12 protein-coding genes are annotated in these 21,658 nt (G+C 54.2%); 5 read left to right on the forward strand and 7 right to left on the reverse strand.

Translation table 11 applies throughout. The annotated features are described in order from the left end of the window. Positions 1 to 21 precede the first annotated feature (21 nt). The 3 genes from Q4E93_RS08555 to Q4E93_RS08565 all read left to right on the forward strand — a co-directional run bounded on the left by Q4E93_RS08555 (position 22) and on the right by Q4E93_RS08565 (position 6,203). Entirely contained in the window at positions 22 to 420 is a 399-nt protein-coding gene (locus tag Q4E93_RS08555) for a hypothetical protein (protein ID WP_303584276.1), read from the forward strand. Positions 421 to 528: 108 nt separating this feature from the next. Beyond that, positions 529 to 1,647 (forward strand): efflux RND transporter periplasmic adaptor subunit, encoded by a 1,119-nt coding sequence (locus Q4E93_RS08560; protein ID WP_303584278.1) that lies wholly within the window; start codon positions 529 to 531, stop codon positions 1,645 to 1,647. An 11-nt stretch (positions 1,648 to 1,658) separates the two neighbouring features. Then, on the forward strand, positions 1,659 to 6,203 hold the full coding sequence (locus Q4E93_RS08565) for an efflux RND transporter permease subunit (RefSeq protein ID WP_303584280.1): 4,545 nt from the start codon (positions 1,659 to 1,661) through the stop codon (positions 6,201 to 6,203). Here Q4E93_RS08565 and Q4E93_RS08570 read toward each other — a convergent pair. From Q4E93_RS08570 to Q4E93_RS08585, 4 genes are read right to left on the reverse strand one after another with little or no spacing between them, the layout of a single operon-like run. Next, a complete protein-coding gene (locus tag Q4E93_RS08570; protein ID WP_303584282.1) occupies positions 6,166 to 7,605 on the reverse strand; it encodes an APC family permease in 1,440 nt (479 codons plus the stop codon). The two genes, Q4E93_RS08565 and Q4E93_RS08570, sit on opposite strands and share 38 nt — an antisense overlap. Next, the gene (locus Q4E93_RS08575) at positions 7,605 to 8,540 is read right to left on the reverse strand and encodes a dihydrodipicolinate synthase family protein (RefSeq protein ID WP_303584284.1); all 936 of its coding nucleotides are present in this window, start codon (positions 8,538 to 8,540) and stop codon (positions 7,605 to 7,607) included. Before Q4E93_RS08575 ends, Q4E93_RS08570 begins: the two co-directional genes overlap by 1 nt. 18 nt (positions 8,541 to 8,558) lie before the next feature. Beyond that, entirely contained in the window at positions 8,559 to 10,673 is a 2,115-nt protein-coding gene (locus Q4E93_RS08580; protein ID WP_303584286.1) for a S9 family peptidase, read from the reverse strand. Positions 10,674 to 10,720: 47 nt separating this feature from the next. Continuing rightward, positions 10,721 to 11,974, reverse strand: a complete 1,254-nt coding sequence (locus Q4E93_RS08585; protein ID WP_303584288.1) for an NAD(P)/FAD-dependent oxidoreductase — start codon at positions 11,972 to 11,974, stop codon at positions 10,721 to 10,723. Between the two features lie 129 nt (positions 11,975 to 12,103). Between Q4E93_RS08585 and Q4E93_RS08590 the strand changes: the two genes are divergently transcribed. Continuing rightward, entirely contained in the window at positions 12,104 to 12,982 is an 879-nt protein-coding gene (locus tag Q4E93_RS08590; protein WP_303584290.1) for an AraC family transcriptional regulator, read from the forward strand. 460 nt (positions 12,983 to 13,442) lie between these two features. On the opposite strand, the gene Q4E93_RS08595 is transcribed toward Q4E93_RS08590, so the two are convergent. Next, positions 13,443 to 15,806, reverse strand: coding sequence for a glycoside hydrolase family 127 protein (locus tag Q4E93_RS08595; protein WP_303584291.1), 2,364 nt, complete (start codon positions 15,804 to 15,806; stop codon positions 13,443 to 13,445). Position 15,807: 1 nt separating this feature from the next. After that, positions 15,808 to 17,460, reverse strand: a complete 1,653-nt coding sequence (locus Q4E93_RS08600) for a M1 family metallopeptidase (protein ID WP_303584293.1) — start codon at positions 17,458 to 17,460, stop codon at positions 15,808 to 15,810. A 188-nt stretch (positions 17,461 to 17,648) separates the two neighbouring features. Here Q4E93_RS08600 and Q4E93_RS08605 point away from each other — a divergent pair, with 188 nt between their 5' ends. Further along, positions 17,649 to 19,247 carry a hypothetical protein gene (locus Q4E93_RS08605; protein ID WP_303584295.1) on the forward strand — a complete coding sequence of 533 codons (1,599 nt, stop codon included), beginning with the start codon at positions 17,649 to 17,651 and terminating at the stop codon, positions 19,245 to 19,247. A 2-nt stretch (positions 19,248 to 19,249) separates the two neighbouring features. Here the strand turns inward: Q4E93_RS08605 and Q4E93_RS08610 are convergent, their stop codons facing one another. After that, positions 19,250 to 21,646 (reverse strand): glycoside hydrolase family 3 N-terminal domain-containing protein, encoded by a 2,397-nt coding sequence (locus tag Q4E93_RS08610; protein WP_303584297.1) that lies wholly within the window; start codon positions 21,644 to 21,646, stop codon positions 19,250 to 19,252. Between the last annotated feature and the right edge of the window lie 12 nt (positions 21,647 to 21,658).

Raw genomic sequence — 21,658 nt, forward strand, 5'->3', positions numbered from 1 at the left:
TGTTAACTTTGGCGGAGTATTATGCTGAAAAAGTGGATCTACATATTCACTGCCATTTGCCTCCTCAACATCATCTTCTGTTTTCACGCAGGCGATCTATTGTCAGGCGGGAATGGAAATCCCTGTCTGGAAGACGGTTATTCCTACGGAGGATCAGGCACCCTGCTGGGTTTTCTCGTCTCGCAAATCCAGGATGACGACGATCCCGACTCCGGCAACAAGACGCCGCTGAAGCTGAAATGCCGGCATGGTCATTTCTTTTCCAGGTTTTTCTCTGTCAGCATACAGGCGCCCATGCAGGCAGCCTATAGCGCTTTATTCACTCCCGGGAAGACAGCGGTCCAGTATGGCAATTACCAGCCCAGGAAAGCATTCCTTCCCTCTTATTATAATTTTCTCTTCCGGCTCAACCCATTCTGATACGTTGTAAGTTTCTCCCACTCATTAACGATTACACCAGGATTGCTTTGCTATTTTCTTAGTACGCCTCGCTATTTTTCAAATTTCTCATTCAACGTATTGGTTATTATGGCAAAACTTTTATTGTTGGGCTGGCTATTGGTCATTGTGACAAGCCTGACCCAGACAGGATGCAGCTCTTATGGAGCACAGGAAGTAAAGCAGGACACGCTACAGCTGCCTGTCGTGACCCTTTCCGGCAAAGACACTGTCCTGCAGACAGCTTACGTCGCCGATATACAGGCTGTAAAAAATATAGAAATAAGGGCCAGGGTGAAAGGGTTCCTGGAAGCTATCTACATGGACGAAGGCAAGGCAGTGAAGAAAGGCCAGCTGCTGTTCAAGATCAACGATGACGAGTACAAGACGGGGCTTTCGAAGGCCCGCGCCGCACTCCAGAATGCCGAAGCGGCGGCCCGCGCTACCCAGCTGGAGGTGGAACGGGTGCAATTACTGGTAGACCGTCACGTGGTGGTCCCTTCCGAGCTGGAAGTGGCAAAGGCCCGACTGGCGGCCGATAAAGCGAATATTGAAGAAGCACGCTCCGCCGTCACCAGCGCCGAAAATCATCTTTCCTATACTTCCGTCCGGGCTCCTTTCGACGGCATCATCGACCGGATCCCGCTGAAACCGGGCAGCCTCATCGATGAAGGAACGTTGCTCACCAGCCTCAGCGATATCAGCGCTATGTATGCCTATTTCAGTTTTCCCGAGAACGAATACCTGCAATACCAGCGCACCCGCGGACTGTCGGAACAAAAGAGCAGCGACGAGGTGAAGCTGGTGCTCTCCGATGGCAGCAACTATCCTTACAGCGGCAGGATCGAAACGGTGGAGGGAGAGATCGAACAGACCACTGGTTCCATCGACTTCAGGGCCCGATTCCCTAACCCCCAGCAGCTGCTGCGACATGGCGCCACGGCCAAATTGTATATCTCCACCCGGGCCGACAGCGTACTCCTTGTGCCACAGCGTTCGGTGTTCGACATCCAGGACAAAAGCTATGTCTACCTGGTGGGACCCGACAACAGGCTGCGCATGCAAAGCTTCGTGCCACTTACCCGGTTCTCTCATTATTACATTGTCAAACAAGGACTCCAGCCTTCGGACAAAATACTCTACGAAGGCGCCCAGAATGTGCGGGAAGGCATGATCATCAAGCCCAGGCCCGCTAATATCAACCTATAACGAAAACTCACATGTTCAATATATTTATTAAGCGGCCGGTGCTGTCGCTGGTGATCTCTTTGATCATAGTATTGCTGGGGATATTGGCGCTGGTGACCTTACCGGTGACACAATTCCCGGATATCGTACCTCCCTCCGTCACTGTGACAGCCAACTATACGGGCGCCAATGCCCAGGTATGCGCCAAAGCCGTCGCCATACCACTGGAAAGGGCCATCAACGGGGTGCCGGGCATGACCTATATGTCAACCGTGTGCAGCAATGACGGGCTCACCGTCATCAATATCTATTTCAATGTGGACGTGGACCCCGACCGGGCGGCTGTCAGCGTGCAGAACCGTGTCGCCACCGTCATCGACGAGCTGCCGGAAGAAGTGATCCGGGCCGGCGTAACGACGGAGAAGGAGGTCAACAGCATGCTGATGTACCTGAATATCATGAGCACCGACAGTACACTGGATGAAAAGTTCATTTATAATTTCACCGACATCAATATTCTCCAGGAGCTGAAAAGGATAGAAGGCGTGGGCCTCGTCGAGATCATGGGAGCCAAGGAATATTCCATGCGCGTGTGGCTGAAGCCCGACAGGATGGCATCTTATAAAATTTCCACGGATGAGGTGATCGAGGCCATCCGAAATCAGAACGTGGAAGCCGCGCCTGGCAAGACGGGACTGAGCTCCGACCGGAGTCCCCAGGCCCTCCAATATGTACTGCGCTATACCGGGAAGTTCTACGAGCCGGAGCAATATGAGAATATCGTAGTCAGGGCCGACCACAACGGATCGGTGCTCCGGCTGAAGGAGATCGCCGACGTGGAGTTCGGTTCGCTCACCTACAGCATGGTGTCCAATACGGACGGGAGACCTTCCGCATCCATCATGATCAAACAAAGGCCGGGATCCAATGCAAGGGAGGTCATCAGCAGCATCAAGGAAAAGATGGCTGAGCTGAAGAAGATCTCCTTTCCGGCCGGGATGAGCTATAACATCAACTACGACGTATCCCGGTTCCTGGACGCCTCCATCCATGAAGTGCTGCGCACCCTGGTGGAAGCATTCATCCTGGTCTTTATCGTCGTTTATATATTTCTGCAGGATTTCCGCAGCACACTGATCCCGGCGCTGGCGGTGCCGGTGGCCCTCATTGGGACCTTGTTCTTTATGCAGATGCTGGGGTTCTCCATCAACCTGCTGACCTTATTCGCGCTGGTGCTGGCCATCGGGATCGTGGTGGACAATGCCATCGTGGTGGTGGAAGCGGTGCATGTGAAGATGCAGGAAGAGCATATGAATGCAATGGACGCCACCGTCAGTGCTATGAAGGAGATCAGCGGCGCCATCGTAGCCATTACGCTCGTGATGTCGGCCGTTTTCGTACCCGTGGCATTCATGTCTGGCCCGGTGGGAGTTTTCTACCGGCAATTTTCCCTGACACTGGCTTTCGCCATCGTCATCTCTGGCATCAACGCCGTCACATTGACACCCGCGCTTTGCGCCATCCTGTTGAAGCATACGTCCAGCACGGGTAAAAAGAGCCTGCAACAAAGGCTCTTTATGGGATTCAACCGGCGCTATGAAGCTTTGTCCCGCCGTTATACCGGCCTCATCGGCAGGATTGCCGCCCGGCGCCTGGTAACCATCAGCCTCCTGCTGGCCTTCTTCGTCGCAGCCTGGGGTTTCAACGCCATTCTGCCTTCCGGATTCATTCCCACCGAGGATCAGGGACAAATACTTGTCAACGTCACGACCCCTCCGGGATCGACGGTGGAGAGGACAGAAGCCGTCCTCGCCGAAGTGCAGCGTCGCACGAAAAACATTTCCTCCATTGAATCCGTCTCCACTTTGTCAGGTTATTCACTGGTGACGGAGGTCGCAGGCGCCTCCTATGGCATGGCCATGATCAACCTGAAGGATTGGAGCGAGCGGAAAGAATCCCTGAAGGAGGTGATACACCAGCTTGAACGGAAGACCCATGATATCGCCGACGCCTCGATACAGTTCTTTCCACCTCCGACAGTGCCCGGATTCGGGAATGCCAGCGGCTTCGAGATCCAGCTGCTGGATCGCACAGGCGGAGAGAACCTGGACAGGACCGCCGGGATCGGCAATAAATTCATCAAAGACCTCAACCAATCTCCCGAGATCGAAGGCGCATTCTCCAGCTTCGACCCAACGTTTCCCCAATACATGATCTCAGTCGACCAGGCTGTCGCGGCACAAAAAGGAATCTCTATCTTCCGTGCGATGGAGACCCTTCAGTCCCTGGTGGGCAGCTACTATACTTCCAACTTCATCCGCTTTGGCCAGTTATATAAAGTGATGATCCAGGCATCGCCGGAATACCGGTCCAGGCCGGAAGATGTGCTGCGCATGCAGATAAAGAATGACAAGGGCGAGATGGTTCCTTTCGCCACGTTCATCAAAATGGACAGGATACAGGGCCCCGAACAGATCACCCGCTATAATATGTACACCGCGGCTATGATCACCGGGGATGCAGCCACCGGGTACAGCAGCGGTGACGCCATCAATTCCATCCGCCGCGCAGGTGAACAGCTGCCGAAAGGATATAGTTTCGCATGGTCGGGCATGACACGCGAACAGATCCTGTCCGGCAACCAGGCGATCTTCATCTTCCTCATCTGCCTGTTGTTCGTCTACCTGCTCCTGGCCGCCCAGTACGAGAGCTTTTTGCTGCCCATGCCCGTCATCCTTTCTCTCCCCACCGGCATCTTTGGCGCTTTTTTCTTTTTGAAGGTCACGGGTCTGGAGAATAATATCTATGCCCAGGTAGCGCTGGTAATGCTGATCGGGCTATTGGGCAAAAATGCCATTCTGATCGTGGAATTCGCCGTCCAACGCCAGAAACAAGGTATAGCCATCCTCATGGCCGCGGTGGAAGGGGCCCGGTCCAGGTTGCGCCCCATCCTGATGACCTCTTTCGCCTTCATTGCCGGCCTGATCCCCTTATGTATCGCCAGCGGAGCGGGCGCCATGGGCAACCGCAGCATCGGCACGGCAGCGGCAGGCGGCATGTTGTTCGGAACGATCTTTGGCCTCATCCTCATTCCCGGGCTGTATGTGATCTTCGCGACCATCGGCGCGCGGAAGAAGAAGCCGAAAGTTACCCCCGCGGTAGCATTGGTGTTACTGGCCGTGATGCTGGCGCCGGGATGTACGTCCTACAAAGCTGTCACGATCACGCCGAAACAGGACCTGCCGGCAACCTATGCGGGCGGCACGGATTCTACGGATATTGCGGCATTGACGCCGGCGAAGTTCTTTTCAGATCCCTACCTGCTCGATCTGATCGATACAGCCCTGGCGGCCAATCCAGACCTGCAATCGGCCCTGCAAAAGATAGAGGTGGCGGGGGCCAACCTGCAGAACAGCCGTTCCAGCCTGCTCCCCGCCCTCAATGCCGAGATCGGCGCCGCCCTGAGAAAATACAGTGACTACACTATGGACGGCGTGGGCAACTTCGATACGAATCTCTCCCCTGATATTAATAAGGACCAGCGTATTCCCAACCCTACCCCGGATTATTTCCTGGGATTCAGGAGCGCATGGGAAGTGGATCTCTGGGGCAGGCTGCGTAGCCGCAAAGCAGCGGCCCTGTCAAGGTTCCTGGCCAGCAGGGAAGGTTACAGGATGGTAGTCACCGAACTGGTGTCACAGGTGGCTACTTTATACTACAAGCTTCTGGCGCTGGACAGACAGCAGCGTATAGTCCGTAAGAATATCCAGCTGCAGGAAAATGCGTTGGAGATCGTCAAGGCCCAAAAGCTGGGAGGAAGGGCTACCGAGCTGGCCGTACAGCAATTCCAGGCGCAGCTGCTGCATACCCGCGGGCTGCTGTACACCACGTCACAGGAGATCACGGAGTCGGAGACCGGCCTCAATTTCCTGCTGGGAGGCTATACGCGGAAAATAGACAGGGACACCTCCATCGCCAGTCTACCGTTGCCTGCGACGCTCCCGGCGGGTATCCCTTCCCAGCTGCTGCTTCATCGCCCTGATGTCCGGGAAGCAGAGGCGCAGCTCCTGGCGGTGAATGCGGATATCCGCGCGGCCAGGGCAGCTTTCTTCCCTTCATTGAACCTCTCCGCGTATACGGGTTATAACGCTTTTAAAACAGCCCTGCTGTTCAATCCCGGGTCGATAGCCTACGGATTGACCGGAGGCCTCACGGCCCCTATATTCAACCGGAGGGCCATCAAGGCTGATTACACCCACAGCATCGCGGAAGGGCGTCAGGCGCTCTATGCTTATCAGAGAACGATCCTCACCAGTTTCAGGGAGGTGACCAATAGTTTAAAAGGTATAGAGAATTACAGCAGGTTCTATGAACTAAAACAGGGCGAAGTGGCATCCCTGAACAATGCGGTGTCGGTGGCCAATGACCTTTACCTGGTAGGCAGGGCATCCTACCTTGAAGTGATCACTGCCCAGCGAAATGTGCTGGACGCCGAGCTGGACATGACCAACGCCAAAGCCAGCGTTTTCCTGCATGCCGTCAATCTGTATCGTAGTGTTGGCGGGGGCTGGCGGTAGTACGCTGACCACGAAGGAAATAATACAATGGTATGCCCAGCAGCACAATGCCCAGGCCCGGCCAGGTATATTTCGGTTTGTAGATCAGCAACAGCAGGCAAACACAGCTGGCCAGCAGGATATAGATCATGGGCAGTACGGGATAACCGAATGCCTTGTAAGGTCTGGCCAGGTAGGGCTTGTTCTTCCGCAGCCGGAAAATACCGATGATGGTAAGGATGTAGAAGATCAGGACGACGAAGATGACATAGTCCAGCAACTCCCCGTATTTTCCGCTGAGACACAGCAGGGATGCCCAGAGACATTGCATCCACAGCGCTTTGGCGGGGACGGCATTCTTATTCAGCACCCCTGCCTGGCGGAAGAAAAGGCCGTCCTTTGCCATCGTGTAATACACGCGGGCGCCCGACAGGATCAGCCCGTTGTTGCATCCGAATGTGGAGATCATCAGGAGCACGGCGATCACCTTGGTGCCGCTGTCGCCGAAGATAAGCTGGGAGGCGGCAACGCCGACGCGGTCATTCTCCGCGGTAGCTATGGCCTGCATGGGCATGACGTAGACATACATCAGGTTCGTCGCCACATAAATAGTGGTGACGATGAGGGTGCCCAGGAACAGGCTGAGCCCGATGTTGCGTTCGGGCTTTTTGATCTCTCCCGCGATGAAAGTAACGTTGTTCCAGGAGTCGCTGCTGAACAGACTGCCGACCATGCTGCCGGCGATCGCCCCCAGGGCGGCCAGGCCGGTGTAAGGCAATATTTGACCCGCATCCAGCCGCCCCAGCTGAAAGCCAGTGCTCCAGTTGGCGGCAGCGATGTCACGATGGGCAGCCAGTAAAAAACCGAAGATCACCAATCCTGCCAGGGCGATGATCTTGGCAAGGGTGAACGTCGTCTGGATCCATTTCCCTTCTTTAACACCCCGGCTGTTGATCCACGTTAGCACGACGATCAGCAGGATAGCGGTCACCTGGGCAGCTGTGATCCTTAACGTCCCGAGCTCCAGCAGGACATGCTTTTCGCCCAGGGCGGGAAAAATATAAGCGGTGAACTTGGCAAAAGCCACTCCCACTGCCGCGATACTGCCCGCCTGGATGACGGCGAAAAAGCTCCAGCCGTAAAGGAAGCCGACCAGCGGATTGAAAGCTTCTTTGAGATAGACATACTGTCCGCCGGCCTTTGGATACATGCCGCTGAGCTCTCCATAGCTGAGGGCCGCCGTCAGGGTGAGCACTCCCGTCAGGATCCAGACGAGAATGAGCCAGCCAGCGGACCCAACGCTACGGGAGATGTCGGCGCTGACGATAAAAATGCCGGAGCCGATCATGGAACCCACGACGATCATCGTGGCATCCAGTAATCCCAGTGACCGTTTGAACTCATGTGCAGGAGCAGAAGACATTATGCAAAATTTTTCTCTGGTGAAATGGAAAGGTAATCCGGCAAAGCTGGCCGTGTGGCGACGCATTCGCCGATGATGCTGAGCACCCTCTCCCTTTCCTTACCCACCAGCGTCAAACGGGGCGCCCGTACGTATTCACTGCCGATGCCAGTCTGCACTTCAGCCAGCTTGATATATTGCACCAGTTTGGGGACGATGTCCAGCTCCAGCACGGGCATAAACCAGCGGTAGATGGCCAATGCCTCTTCGATCCTGCCTGCTTTCACCAGCCTGTAGATGGCTACCGTCTCGGCGGGGAACGCGCATACGAGCCCGGCTACCCACCCATCGGCGCCCAGCAGCATTTCTTCCATAGCCAGCGTGTCCACCCCGCACAGTATTTTCAGGCGGCCTCCGAAGCGATTGATCATCCTCGTGACATTGGTTACATCCCGGGTGGATTCTTTCACGGCCTGTATATTGCTGCATTCGAGTAGTTCCTCCCACATATCCAGGGTTACCAGCGTCTTATAATCCACGGGGTTATTATAGATCATGATGGGAAGGTCTGTGGAATCCGCCACCGTCTTAAAGTAAGTGACGGTCTCGCGGTCATCGGCGGCATACCGCATGGGGGGCAGCATCATCAGCCCTTCGGCGCCCCAGTTCTTCGCATCGGCCGCCAGCTGCAAGGCGTCCCGGGTAGCGCTTTCCGCAATATTCAGCACGATGGGCACAGCGCCCTCCACTTTCTCAATAGCGAATTTTACCAGTCTTTCTTTTTCAGCGTACGTAAGCACGCTGGCCTCACCCAGGCTGCCGCCTAATATAACCCCGTCGACACCGGACGCTATCTGCAGACGAAGGTTCTTTTCAAACAATGGGAGGTCCAGTTCATCTTTTGCTGTGAATTTCGTTGTGAGTGCGGGAAATACACCTTTCCAAACAATTGACATAATTTAAATTTTATAGACTTATAATTCATTGCTATTACGTAGGGGCGGATCGACACCCAGCAGGTGCTTCACAAAAAAGTCCCTCCTTTTCACCCGGCCATAAGGTCCCCCGTCCGTGTGATCGCTGCCGGGCAAAGGCAGGAAATCGAAGGTCTTGCCCGCTTTTATCAAGGCATCCGCCACCCTGTAGGTGGATTCCGGCGGCACATTGGTATCGGCCTCTCCCACCATGAGGAGCAGATCTCCTCTCAGTTTGGCAGCATTCGTCACATTCGACTGTTCATCGTAGTGTTTGCCTGCAGGATAGCCCATCCATTGCTCATTCCACCACTGCTTATCCACACGATTGTCGTGGCATCCGCAGGAGGAGACGGCGGCCTTGTAAAACTCACCATGGAATAACAGACCTCCCAGGGAGTTCTGCCCGCCTGCGGACGTTCCGTACAGTCCCACGCGGCCAGTGTCGACATACGGATATTTTGCCGCCAGGGCCTTGATCCATAGGATCCTGTCGGGGAAACCCGCATCGGCGAGGTTCTTCCAGCATACATCGTGAAATGCCTTGCTCCTGTTGGCAGTACCCATACCGTCGATCTGGACCACGATAAAACCCAGCTGTGCGATGCTCTGCATCTCTCCATAGCGGCTGGTGAAATCCTTTGGAACAAAGGAAGCCTGGGGACCTGCATAAATATTTTCCACCACCGGGTATTTTTTCGCCGGATCGAAGTCGGCAGGCCTGCATACGACACCCCAGATATCCGTGACACCATCCCGGCCTTTCGCATGAAAGGGCTCGGGGAACCGCATACCCGTTGCCAGGTAGGCCGATGCATCCGCCGACTCCAGGTCCATGACCTTTTTAGCATCCGCCGTACGGTGCAAGGTTATTTCCGTAGGTACGTTGATCTCGGAAGCAGCGTCGATGTAATATTTCTTATCGGGCGAGAAGCTGACGATATGATTGGCTTTGGATGGCGTCAGGCTTACCAGCCGCCGTCCGTCAAAACCGATGCGGTAATAGTGGATATAGTAAGGGTCTTCCTCCGGGTTCATGCCACTGGCGGAAAACCAGATCTCTCTTTTTTTGACATCGATGCTATCGATGTCCCGTACGATCCATGCGCCGCGGGTCACCTGTTGCTTTGTCAGCCCCGTCATGGCATCCAGCAGATAAAGATGCCGCCAGCCGTCCTTTTCGGAGGTCATCAGCATCTCGCCCGTTTCCGGAAGATAATGGGTGTAGAGCCGGGACTCATAAATAAAGGTAGGGGTCTGCTCGTCATACAGCGTCCGGGTAGCCGCCGTCTGCGCATCCACTTCGATGACCCGGAAACGCTGGTGCCCCCTGTCCACCTTTTCATACGTAAAATAGCGGCTGTCCTTTTGCCGCCAGTGCAGCTGGGGTGATCCGAAAAAATCTATCAGGGGCGTATTGACCTTTAGGGCTTTGCCGCCGGCAACGGGAAAAAGATACATTTCGTAGGTGGTAAAAGGATCGCCGGGTTGTTTGTAGGGATGCTGACGCAGCTGCCCCCTTGTTCCCCCCGCGGAAGACAGGACGTAGTATACGGCTGAATCCTTTACCGGGTGGATATGATACCCTACTACATATTTGCTGTCGGGAGACCATGCCAGCTCCCCGTAAGGTTTTTTCTCATCGCCGTCCGTGGTATAGGGGACAGGGTCGCCGCCTGCCGTGGGCCGGATGAATACATTACCGTCCTTTATATAAGCCACGAATTGTTTGTCCGGGGAAGTGCTGTCAGTGTGAAAATCCGCCCACCGGGACCAGTCCCGGTCGTAAAAGGGGCGCCGCCGGGCGCTATCCCTGCCCAGGCTGTCAGTAAATGCGCGGGTAACCTTGGTTTTCGTGCCTTTTTCGGCGTCTACGAAGAAATATTCCTGGACGGAATCCTTTAAGATATTACGGTACCAGAAACTTTTCCCTCCTGCCTGCCAATGGGCCTGGACGGATGCCTTGAAGATCGTGCGGGTAGCCAGGCTATCCAGCACTTTGGCCTTGCGGTATCGATCCATGATCTCAGCCCTGGACGGCTGGTAAGGCTGTTGCGCATCCGATGCAATAAATAAGGTCAGTACCTGAAAATATAACAGGCAGAATTTTCTCATGTTGGCTGTTTTATTATTTGGGTCGCTCCATTCTTTACCCGGATCTTTTACCCGAACCGTTCGACTGCAAAAGGCCGCAGGTCGATGCTTGTCGCCTGTTCACCGATCAGCTCGCTCACCAGCTTCCCCGTGCCGGCGCCCAGACTCAATCCCAGCATGGAATGGCCGGTGGCAATGACCACATTATCATAACTTTTTATCCGCCCGATATACGGCAGGCCGTCCGCCGAACAGGGACGATACCCATACCATATTTTCTCCTTCGGCGGCATCGGAACATCGAACTCCGGAAAGAACTGCCTCACTGCATTGAGGATGCCCTGCACGCGGCTATACCGTGGAGGGGTATCCGTAGACGTCACCTCCATCGTTCCTCCAAACCTTATCTTATTACCATCCATCGGCGTAATAGCAGCCCTTCCTTCCACCAGGATCGCCGGATAGTTGACATGGTAGGGCGAATCCTCCAGTGTGACGGAATAACCACGTCCCGGCATCAGCGGAAGACGCGTATCCAGCTGCGCCGCCAATTCCCTGCTCCAGGAACCAGTTGCCAGCACGACGGCGGAAGCCGTATATGCCTGCCGGGTGGTGATGACCCTCTTTACGGCCCCATTGGCCGTCTCGAAGCGAATGACTTCTTCGTCAGGCACCAGGGTCACGCCCCGCTCCCGCAGCACGGCGATCAGCGAATGCATCAGCCGGTCGGGATAAAGGTGCGCATCGCACTTAAAGAAAATAGCTCCCAATCCATTTATCCTGGTATGCGGCTCTTTTGCCTGCAGCGCTTCATAGGACAGCATCGTGGCATCCAATCCTATTTGCTGTGCCTTCTCCACCGTGTGGTGCGCATGCTCCGCGGCGGCCCGGGTCTGGAAAATTTCCAGCAGTCCCTTATGCTCGTACGCCACGTCAAATGCAGGAGTGGAAAACCAGTTCTTCTCATACTCCTGCTGGCTCAGCAGCGCTATGTCCCTAAGAGGAATAGCAGATCTTTCCACATGCTGTTTTGTGGCGCTTTTCATGAATTTCAGTCCCCATTCTATCAGTGATCTGCTGAGGCGGGGCTGCACATAAAAAGGGCTTTGAGCGTTCAGCATCCATTTCAGACCCTGTCGCACTATCCCGGGAGTAGCCAATGGGATAAAATGACTGGGACATACATACCCACAATTGCCGTATGAGCAGTTGTCAAGGAAATCGGATCTTTCCAATACAGTGACACTATATCCTGCCTGTTGTAAATAATACGCGGAGCTTAGTCCAATGATCCCGCCTCCGACGACGATGACATTTTCCATTCTCAAAATTACCACTCCCCGTCAAGGTTGGCTGCATAGGATTTGACCTCATGTAGCAGTATTTTAACCACTTTTTTCCTCATTTTGACCCATGGGTGATAATATCCGCAAAATTCGTATATTCGGAACATGAAAGTATTGCAATTCACCATTCCTGTTCCCCACGATAAGACTGTCATCGTGCAGAAGGATGTTTTGCCGCATTTCTATCCGCATCTTCACCGTCACCAGGAGATCCAGCTTACCTGGATCCAGCAGGGCGAGGGCACGCTGGTTGCAGAAAACAACATGCATGCTTTCCGGCCGAACGAGATCTATTGGCTGGGGGCCAACCTTCCCCATATCTTCAAAAGCGACCCCTCTTATTTTGCACCCAAGAGCCGCAAAAAAGTGCAGACCCTGAACATTTTCTTCAACACCAAGGGGCATCTCGATTCCTTTTTCGATCTTCCCGAAGTGAAGAATGTAAAAAATTTCCTGCAGAACCAACAGTCCGGATTTAAAGTACCCGCGGAGCATGTCGCGGAAATATCCAATAAGATGCTGGTGATCCAGAACAGCACCGGCGTCGACCAGCTGATCCATTTTATCGAACTACTGAAGGTTCTCAGCAATTTCCATGAGCTGCCGCCCCTCTCTTCCTGCTCCCAGCCGGCTGCATACAGTGAACATGAAGGAATCCGCATCGGCGCTATCTATAATTTTATTATGCAGCAATATGACAAGCCCATTACGCTGGAAGATGCTGCCAAGCAGGCCCATATGACGCCCCAGGCCTTCTGCCGTTATTTCAAAAAGCATACGATGCATACTTTTGTCTCTTTTCTCAATGAAGTACGCATCAATGAGGCCTGCAAGAAGCTCACGGACGGGAATTATGACAGCATCGCCACCGTGGCTTACAATTGCGGGTTCAACAGTATCACTAACTTCAACCGGGTATTTAAGAGCGTTACACGCAAATCGCCGAGTAATTATGTGGAGAGCTTCTTTCAGAATGTGGAGTGAGTTTTTGGATTCTCCGCCTGGTCGCCAGCCCTGACCGTTCCGTCGCTGTACTTTCCATCTCCGATCATTATTATTACTACTGTAAGCGACAACTATGGCCGGGCATCAACATATATCCCCTACCGTATGAAAGTAAGGCTCCTTCACGGTAGGGCATGGCTTAGTCCCCGTCTCCGCGCATTTGCCTATCATCTAAATGATCATACATAATTTTGTCCCGCGGCTCGCCCCCTCCGCGGGCCAGTCGGTCAGCCATAGCCTGGAGAAGCCTTACTTTCGGCTAGTGCATTCAGGCACTATCGCTAAATTGAAGAACCGCCCAGCCACGATCAAATGCCCAGTGGTGCCGAAAGTACAGCGCCGGAAGGGAACTTCGTCGGAGCTGCTTCGACACGCTCCTCCTCGCTCGTAACCTTCGCTTCGTTCGGTTATAGCTGCCGACAACGCAAAAAAGTGCAGCTCACTCCCTCACCATCCTGATCGTCCCGAACACCGGGCCCACAGCATTGCGCGGCGAAGAAGCCGCAAACTTCACTGTCACGGCCGTCTTGCCTTTCAGCAGCTCCTGTGGCACAGGATATTTTATCTCATAGAACTTACTCTCTTTAAAACCGTTGAGGTCCTGCGTAGCAATGGTCTGACCGTCCACCTGGATATTGAATATGCGGCCGCGGTGGTCGGAGCCCCAGTACGAGCAGATCAGGGTATTGCCTGCGGACGGGTCGACTTTCATGGTAAAGGAAAAGCTGCCCCCGTTCTCCGAGGAGCGCCATTTTTGTCCATGCTCTTCTCCAGTCTGCAATTCTTCCCCTGTAAAATTGTGGTCCCGCTCCGGCTGCATCTCTCCCAGGCGCAGCCTGTCGATGGTCCGGTCTTCCAGTTCCTGCCGCTTCCTTCTTTCCTCCTGGTATTGGTCCTGCCGCGCCGTCCAGCCATCAGGAGTAAAGCGGTCCCAGTAGACACTATAATATTCGTTCTTCGTCCTGTTGAATGGAATGAGCTCCACGTCACCGGGCTGCCCCACGTTGGCGGTCCGGAATACCAGGCCTTCCCTTTTTATCCATTTGTTGGGGTCCTTTTCGCCAGTGACGAGGACAGGAACGCCTTTCAGCGGATCGGGTTCTGTATTTCCAAACAGGCCGGCCAGCAGTACGGGACCATAGAACAAGGCAATACGGTCGGCATTGTCTGGCATCGACTCCGTGTAAAATGATTCCGGCAAGTGGATCGTGACCTTGTCATTATTGCTCCACTTACGATCGATGGCTATGTATCCGTCCGGTCCGGGTCGTATATTTTTGAAAGGGCTGCCATTAATGGTAACGCTGATGCCTTGTGTCGCCCATGCGGGCTTGCGGATGCGCAGGGTGAAAGGAGCAGCCTTCTTCGAGGTCGTAAAGATCAGCTGCACGCTGTCTCCGGCGGGCAGCTGGGTCCGCTGTTCGATGGTGAAGCCCTTTTCTTTCCAGCTGAGACGGGACGGAATGAAAAGATTGACATACAAGCTGCCATCCTTACCCCGGAAATAAATGCTTTCCCCATATTTGACATGGTTTTCCATTCCGGAGCCCACACAGCAGGTGAAAGTGTTGAAAGAGTCGCTGTACTCCTTGCGGGTGCCCATGCGCAGCGGAACAAAATAGCACATCATGCCCGTCTCATGGTTCTGGGAAGAAAGGATATGATTGTACAGCCCTTTTTCATAATAGTCCATCAGGGACGCATCCGGATGCCAGGAGAACAAATGCCGCGTCAGCTTCAGCATATTGTACGTATTGCAGGTCTCGGTCGTATTGTCCGTCAAATAATCGTTGAGCTTGCGGGCAGCGCCGAGGTATTCGTAGTTGCTGTTGCCGCCCGTGGCATAGGAATGGTCGTTCACCACCGTCCGCCAGAAAAATGCGGCAATGGTGCTGTCCTTATCATCTCCTGTCAGCTCATAACGCCGGGCGCAGCCGATGGCTTTGGGGATCTGTGTGTTGGAGTGCTTGCCGGGAAGATCGTCCAGCCCTTTGGAAAGGGAGTCCAATATGCGGCGGTCGTGGAATTTATAGGAAAGGTCAAGATATTTCTTTTCCCCGGTGATAGCGTAGGTATTGACGAGCACCTCATTCATGCCGCCATACTCGCAGGCCAGCATCTTCTGCACCAGCGAGTCGTTTAAATGACCGACAACGGACGCCGTCCAGTCGGCCATGCTTTTTTCCACCTGGAGAGCTTTGGCATTATCGCAATAGAGGAAGGCGTCCAGCAGGCCTGCCATAACTTTATGCACCGTGTACCAGGGAGACCAGGCGCCGTTGAGGTCGAAGCCCCTGCTGCGGATCTTACCCGCGGCCACTTCCATCCAGAGACTGTCTTCCCTGGGAATGGCGCCCACATAGCCCGACTTACGCGCCGTCTGGCAGATGGCCAGCTCGTCTACGATATAGTTCACCCGCTGCAGGTATTTTTCATCGCCGGTGGAAGCATATTCCATGGCACAGGCCGAGATATAATGACCGAGCGTATGGCCGGCCAGCCCGGAGGACTCCCATCCCCCATATTTCGTTCCCTTTGGCGCCAGCCCGGAATGTACCCTGAAATCCGACAGCAGCCTGTCAGGTTCCACCTGCAGCAGATAACGGGCGTCGGCCTCCATCGCTTCTTTAAAGGGGCCATCCAGCAATCGTACATCTCTGATATCAAACGGATAAGCTGCCATGGGCGTCACCGGCGTGACCTTCATGGCCTTTCCGCCATACTCCGGCACGTAGGATTGTGCGTAAGTACCCGAGGCAGAAAGGATCGCGAGGAAAAAGAGCGGTAAATAGTATTTGTTCATTTTACTTTATAGCTATGTAGTACATTTTGAGAATCGCTGTCTTGTCGAATAATGCGGCCTGTCCTTCCCTGAGCGCGCTGGTCTTCCATGTTTCGGAAGGGAAGATCTTTATATGGGCGTCGCCGTTGCGGAGGGCCAGGGGAAGGTCAAAGCCGGGCACACAGCCGACCCATCTGTAAGTTACTTGTTTTGCATCATCGCTGATGCGATATTCCAGCTCGGGCACCTGTGTGGTACGAAGGTATTGATCAAAGACCTTTCCATAATCGAACCCAGCCTGCTGTGAAAAGTAATGTTCTATCTGCCGGGTGGTGACCGTCTGATGATAAAAGGTACGGTTCATGCCCCGCAGGATCTGTCTGAACAGGGAGTCATTGTCCATGCTATGCCGGATGGCGTGCAGCATATTGCCGCCTTTGGGATACATATCTCCGCTGCCCTGGTCGTTGACATTGTATTGGGCGATGATGGGACGGTCATTACGTATACCTTTACGGATGCCTGCATTATACTCATTGGCGGCATCTTTCCCCCACATATAGTCGATGAACAGTGTTTCGCTGTAATTCGTATAGCCCTCGTGCACGTACATGTCGGCCAGGTCTTTCGTGGTGATGTTGTTACCGAACCATTCATGACCGCTCTCGTGGATGATGATGAAGTCCCATTTCAGTCCCCAGCCCGTGCCGGAGCCATCCCTGCCCCTGTACCCGAAGGCATAATGGTTCCCGTATGCCACGGCGCTCTGGTGTTCCATGCCCGTATGCTGAACGTCTATCAGCTTATATCCATCTTCGTAAAAAGGATAGGGGCCAAACCAGTGTTCCATGCTGTGCAGCATATTATGCACTTGTTCCGGCATATAAGCTTTTGCCTTCCCCAGGTTGTAATCCAACACCCAATAGTCAAGGTCAAGGTGCCCTTTCTCGCCCTGGAAGTCTTCGTGGAAGCTGACATATTTCCCGATGTAAGGTATGATGCAGTAGTTGCTGATGGGATTAATGACAGCCCATTTCCAGGAAGTGGTGCCGTCGCCGTTGCTCTTTGAAAACTGAAGCCTGCCATTGGCGACAGCCACCAGGCTATCCGGCGCTATCATGGTCAGGGAGGCGCCTTTATCCGGCTCGTCGCTCTGGTGATCCTTGCAGGGATACCACAATGAAGCGCCCAATCCCTGACATGTCACTGTCATCCAGGGACGCCCCAGAGAATCTTTGGCGAAGGTCCATCCCCCACTCCATGGCGGGCGGGTGCTTTCATGCGGCGTGCCTGAAAAAAACACTTCGACAACAGCAGTAGTTCCTTTTTTTTGATGCAGGGCCTGCACATGCCAGACATTCCCTTCCCTGGTAAAGCTCAGTCGCCGCCGGCCATTATAGATGACACTGTCGACATGCAACGGCTCCTGCAGGTCCAGCTGCATGGCCGGCTGTCGATCGCCCACCACTTTATAAGTGATGCAGTTGGTCCCCTGCGTGGATTTTGTAATAAAGTCCGGCCGGACGGTGATATCATATCGCAGCACATCCCACCAGGTCCGTTCGGCGTTGAGAGAGCCTCTCAGCGTATCTGCATGCGTAAAGACCTTTGTCTGCGGCAGACCTGCGAGAGGTACCCAGATGAAAAGTAACCATATACCGATCCTGTGCGTCAAAATGTAATTTCTTTCAAATGTAGAAGAACAGGCATTCCTGTCCTTCCTGATTATTGATCTGTTCTCACCGAAAATTATCAAAAAATAAGTAGAACCCTTAGTCCATGTCAGCGCATTCATTCAAAACGCGGAAAGTGATTTGGAACGGCTTCTACAACATGGTACCTTGCGTTTACAATCCGATCCCGATGAAAATTAAAGTACCCCTGGCCGTGTTGGTCCTGCTTGTTTGTGGCGGGGCAGCGACAGCGCAGTCCCCTGTCACCCAATTCTCGGGCAGCTACAGTTCAGTTGCCAGCAGCCTGGGCAGCTATACGGCCTTCCCTTCCGGCATTGGCACCTTCAGTGGCTGCTCCTCCACCCTCTATACCTACACATTCAGCAATGGCAGCTCCAATCAATATAAGCTATATAGTTTTAATGCCAATGGCAGCACCTATTTTGTAGCGCCCGGAGCGGCGGCGGCTGTAAAATTGCGGAGAGTGAATAATGCCAGGGTAACAGGTACGCGCAATATTGTATACATGGAATCCACTGCGTCGTCGGCAACAGCCTGCCCTTCTCCCGGTGTGCTGAATTTCAAACCACCTTATGTCGACGTAATGGAAAATGTGCTGACGGCCGGGATCCTGAATGAGGGAACGGATAATCTCTTTACCAATGCCTCCAATGGAGATGACAACAACAACAACATCGAAAGAGTGGACGTGATCTTCTCTTCGGGATTGAATACCGCATACCCGGAAAAAGCCGGCTTCACCATCCTGGACAGGGGCGCTAATTATAATCATGATCCTTTCCGGATCGCAGCCATCACCAGCCTGGATGCTTCCGGAAACCCGGCGAGTTTCGGCGCCGTCAGGATCTGCACCGGGGGAAATGGATCCACCAATGGCAGCTGGGGGCATCCGACCACGGCGAATGGCAACAAACAATTTGCCGCATATGTTTTGCGTAAGGATGCCAGCGATGCGCATTTGCGCGTTTCTTCCGTTGTCAACCAGGAGATAGGAGGCGTCTTCTTTTCCTTTGCCGACCTGGGTATTACGGCAGGGCAGACCCTGTATGGATATGCACTGCTGGGACCAGATGGGATCACTTCTCCCACTTCGGCGCAGCTCTTAAACCTCACCGATGCGACCGTCTATCCCACCAATACCACTGAGTCTGCAGGCGGCGGCCTGGATCTGGTGGCCGTCAACACTGTGTTCGCTACAGGATCGTTTGTAGTGCTGGCGCTCTCTGTCGACGACTTCACCGGCGCCATTCAGGACAATAAAGGATTGCTGCAATGGCGCCTGGGCAATGCTGACGAATTTTTTCAGCTGGTGGTACAACGGGGGGCAGATGGTACGAATTTTTACGACCTGCCTGCCGTCAGTCCCGGGATAAGGAGCGCCGATAATACTTTAGAAGGTAGTTACACAGATGTCACGCTGACTGGCGCCGGCGTCTATTATTACCGGCTGAAGATGGTCCTGTCCGGACAGCAGGTGCGATATAGCCGTGTGCTGGCGCTCCGCGGGGAAGATCCGGCGTCCACAGCCGGCTGGCGTATCTTTCCTACCCAGCCCGGGCAGGGACAGTCTTTGAAGCTGCAGGGATTGCGTGACGGCAACTACACGTTGTACTTTTACAGTGCGGGCGGCGCCTGCCGGAATATGCCAGTACAAGTGAACGGGGGCCAGGCGTCCGTACAGCCGCCCTCTGTTCCCGGTGTATACTGGGTACGTCTCAGCGCCGGGGATAAATATGTTGCCGGGAATGCGAAGATCCTGGTGGAATGATCTTACGGCAAGATCTCAAACTCTTTTTTCAGGCGTATGTCCGTTGAGCTGGCTCCTATCCGTACCTCAAATTTCCCCGGCTCTACCGTCCAGTTCATATTCTTATCCAGGATGGAAAGGTCTTCCGGGTGCAGGATGAAATGCAGTGTCTTTTTCTCACCCGGCGCCAGGGTTACGCGTTGGAACCCCCGCAGCTGCGACTCGTAGGTAGTCACGCTGCTTACCTCATCCTTCAGGTAAAGCTGTACCACTTCGTCGCCTTTTCGGTTACCTGTGTTCGTGATATCCACCGATACTTCGATATCGCCCTGCGGCGGCTGCTGTTCCGGCGTGACCAGGAGGTTGCTGTAGCTGAAAGTAGTGTAGCTCAAGCCATATCCAAAAGGATAAAGGGGGCCAAAGACACTCGTCTTTCCTACGCCGTCCTTTCCCTCCATCGGTTGTGAGCCGGGCTTATAAGGGAAGTTCAATTCAATCTGACCGGTGGTCTTCGGGAAAGTGACGGACAGCTTGCCTCCCGGATCATAATCGCCGAAAAGCGTTTCAGCGATAGCTTGTCCTCCCTGGGAGTTCGGGAACCAGGCTTCCAGGATGGAAGGGATATAGCGATTGGCCCAGTTGATCGTCAGGGGCTGGCCATTGATCAGCACCAGCACCACCGGCTTACCGGTAGCCCGGAGCGCTTCCAGCAGCTGTTCCTGTCGTCCGGGCAGGCCGAGACCCGTACGCGAAAGGCTTTCCCCTACCCTTTTCTCATCCTCCCCCAGCACGGCAATAATCAGATCTGAGGCGCCGGCTTTTGCCGTGGCCTCTTCCATCCCGCTTTTTTCTTCTGCGCTCAGCGGAGTGGGGATGATCTCGCTTTCAGGCCAGGCGCTGTCCGCCATCCCGCATCCTTTGGCATAGTCGATCCTGACCTTGTCACCCAAATAGGAACGCAGACCTTGCAATACGGAGATAGGGGAAATATGGGAGGGGCCATAGCGGCTGATGGCATAGGAGGTCTCCGCGGCCAGGGGGCCCGTCACCAGGATGTGCCGGAGCTTATTTTTATCCAGGGGCAGCAGGTTCCCGTCGTTCTTCAGGAGCACCAGCGATTCACGGGCCATTCGCAACATGAGGTCATGAGATTCGCTGCTTTTCATCAACGCATCCGATTGTTTGGGGTCTTTCACATAAGGCTGGTCGAACAGTCCCAAGCGGAATTTAACCCGCAGCACATCAGCCACCCGCTGATCCAATGTGTGCATGGATACACGGCCTTCCTTCACCAGCTCACGCAGCGGCTGGATAAAGATATGGGGAGGGGTAAAATTCGTCCTGACATTCAGGCCTGCCTCGATCGCCTGCCGAACGGCTTCCTTATAGGTATCGGCAACATGGTGTTTGGAGAAGAGGTATTCCACCGCCTCGCTGTCGGAGACCACATAGCCGTCGAAACCGAATTGCTGCCGCAGCAGCTGGGTAAGAAAATAGTAACTACCGGTGATAGGTACGCCGTCCCAATCGTTGTAGCTGCTCATTACGCCCATGACATGGGCCTCCCGGATCACGCGCCGGAAAGCGTACAGGTACATCTGGAAAAGCTCGCGGGGCGCCACATGCGGGTCCGTCCGGGCTGCTCCGTCACGCCCACCTTTCGGCATGCTGTAAACGGCATAATGTTTCAGGGTGGCGGCGACTCCCGCTCCCTGTATGCCCAGCGCCATTTCTTTACCCATTTCCGCCACCAAAAAGGGGTCTTCGCCATAACATTCCACCGTGCGTCCCCAGCGCGGGTCCCGTGCAAGGTCCAGGATGGGGGCATAGACGTTCGTGTATCCCAGGGCTTTGGCCTCCTTTCCCACGATGGCTCCGGCCTGGCGGACCAGCTCCTTATCCCAGGTGCTGCCGATGCCGATGGGGGCGGGCAGCGACGTCGCCCTGTCATGGTTGAGGCCATGGATACCTTCATTGGTAAAATCGACGGGGATGCCCAGGCGGGTCTGCTCTATGAACCAACGCTGCACTGTATTGATCGCTTCGGCATGCCGGCTGAAGGGATAGGACAGAGATGAAGCGGCTTTAGGGTTATATGCCAGGCTGTTCAGGTGCTCATCGATATTGGCAATGCCGTCCTTCCATATCTCATTTTGCCATCCGGGTGTGGGGAGGGAATCTTTTAACACACGGCCGTAACCGTATAAGGTAGCCGTTTGGCAGGTCTTTTCTTCCAACGTCATCCGGGACAGCAGATCGGTCACACGAAGATCCACCGGCTGAGCGGGGTCTTCGAAGATATCTTTGATACCATTCTTGTTGAAGTCTATCCACCCCTCATGATAGATGGATGTCCGCTGGGCGAAAGCGGTGGCGGTGATAAGGGCCAGTCCGGCAAGTAGAGCAGCATTTTTGAACATACCGGCAATATA

Origin of the sequence: Flavitalea plasmicola, from assembly GCF_030546645.1 — a bacterium.
Taxonomy (GTDB): domain Bacteria; phylum Bacteroidota; class Bacteroidia; order Chitinophagales; family Chitinophagaceae; genus Puia.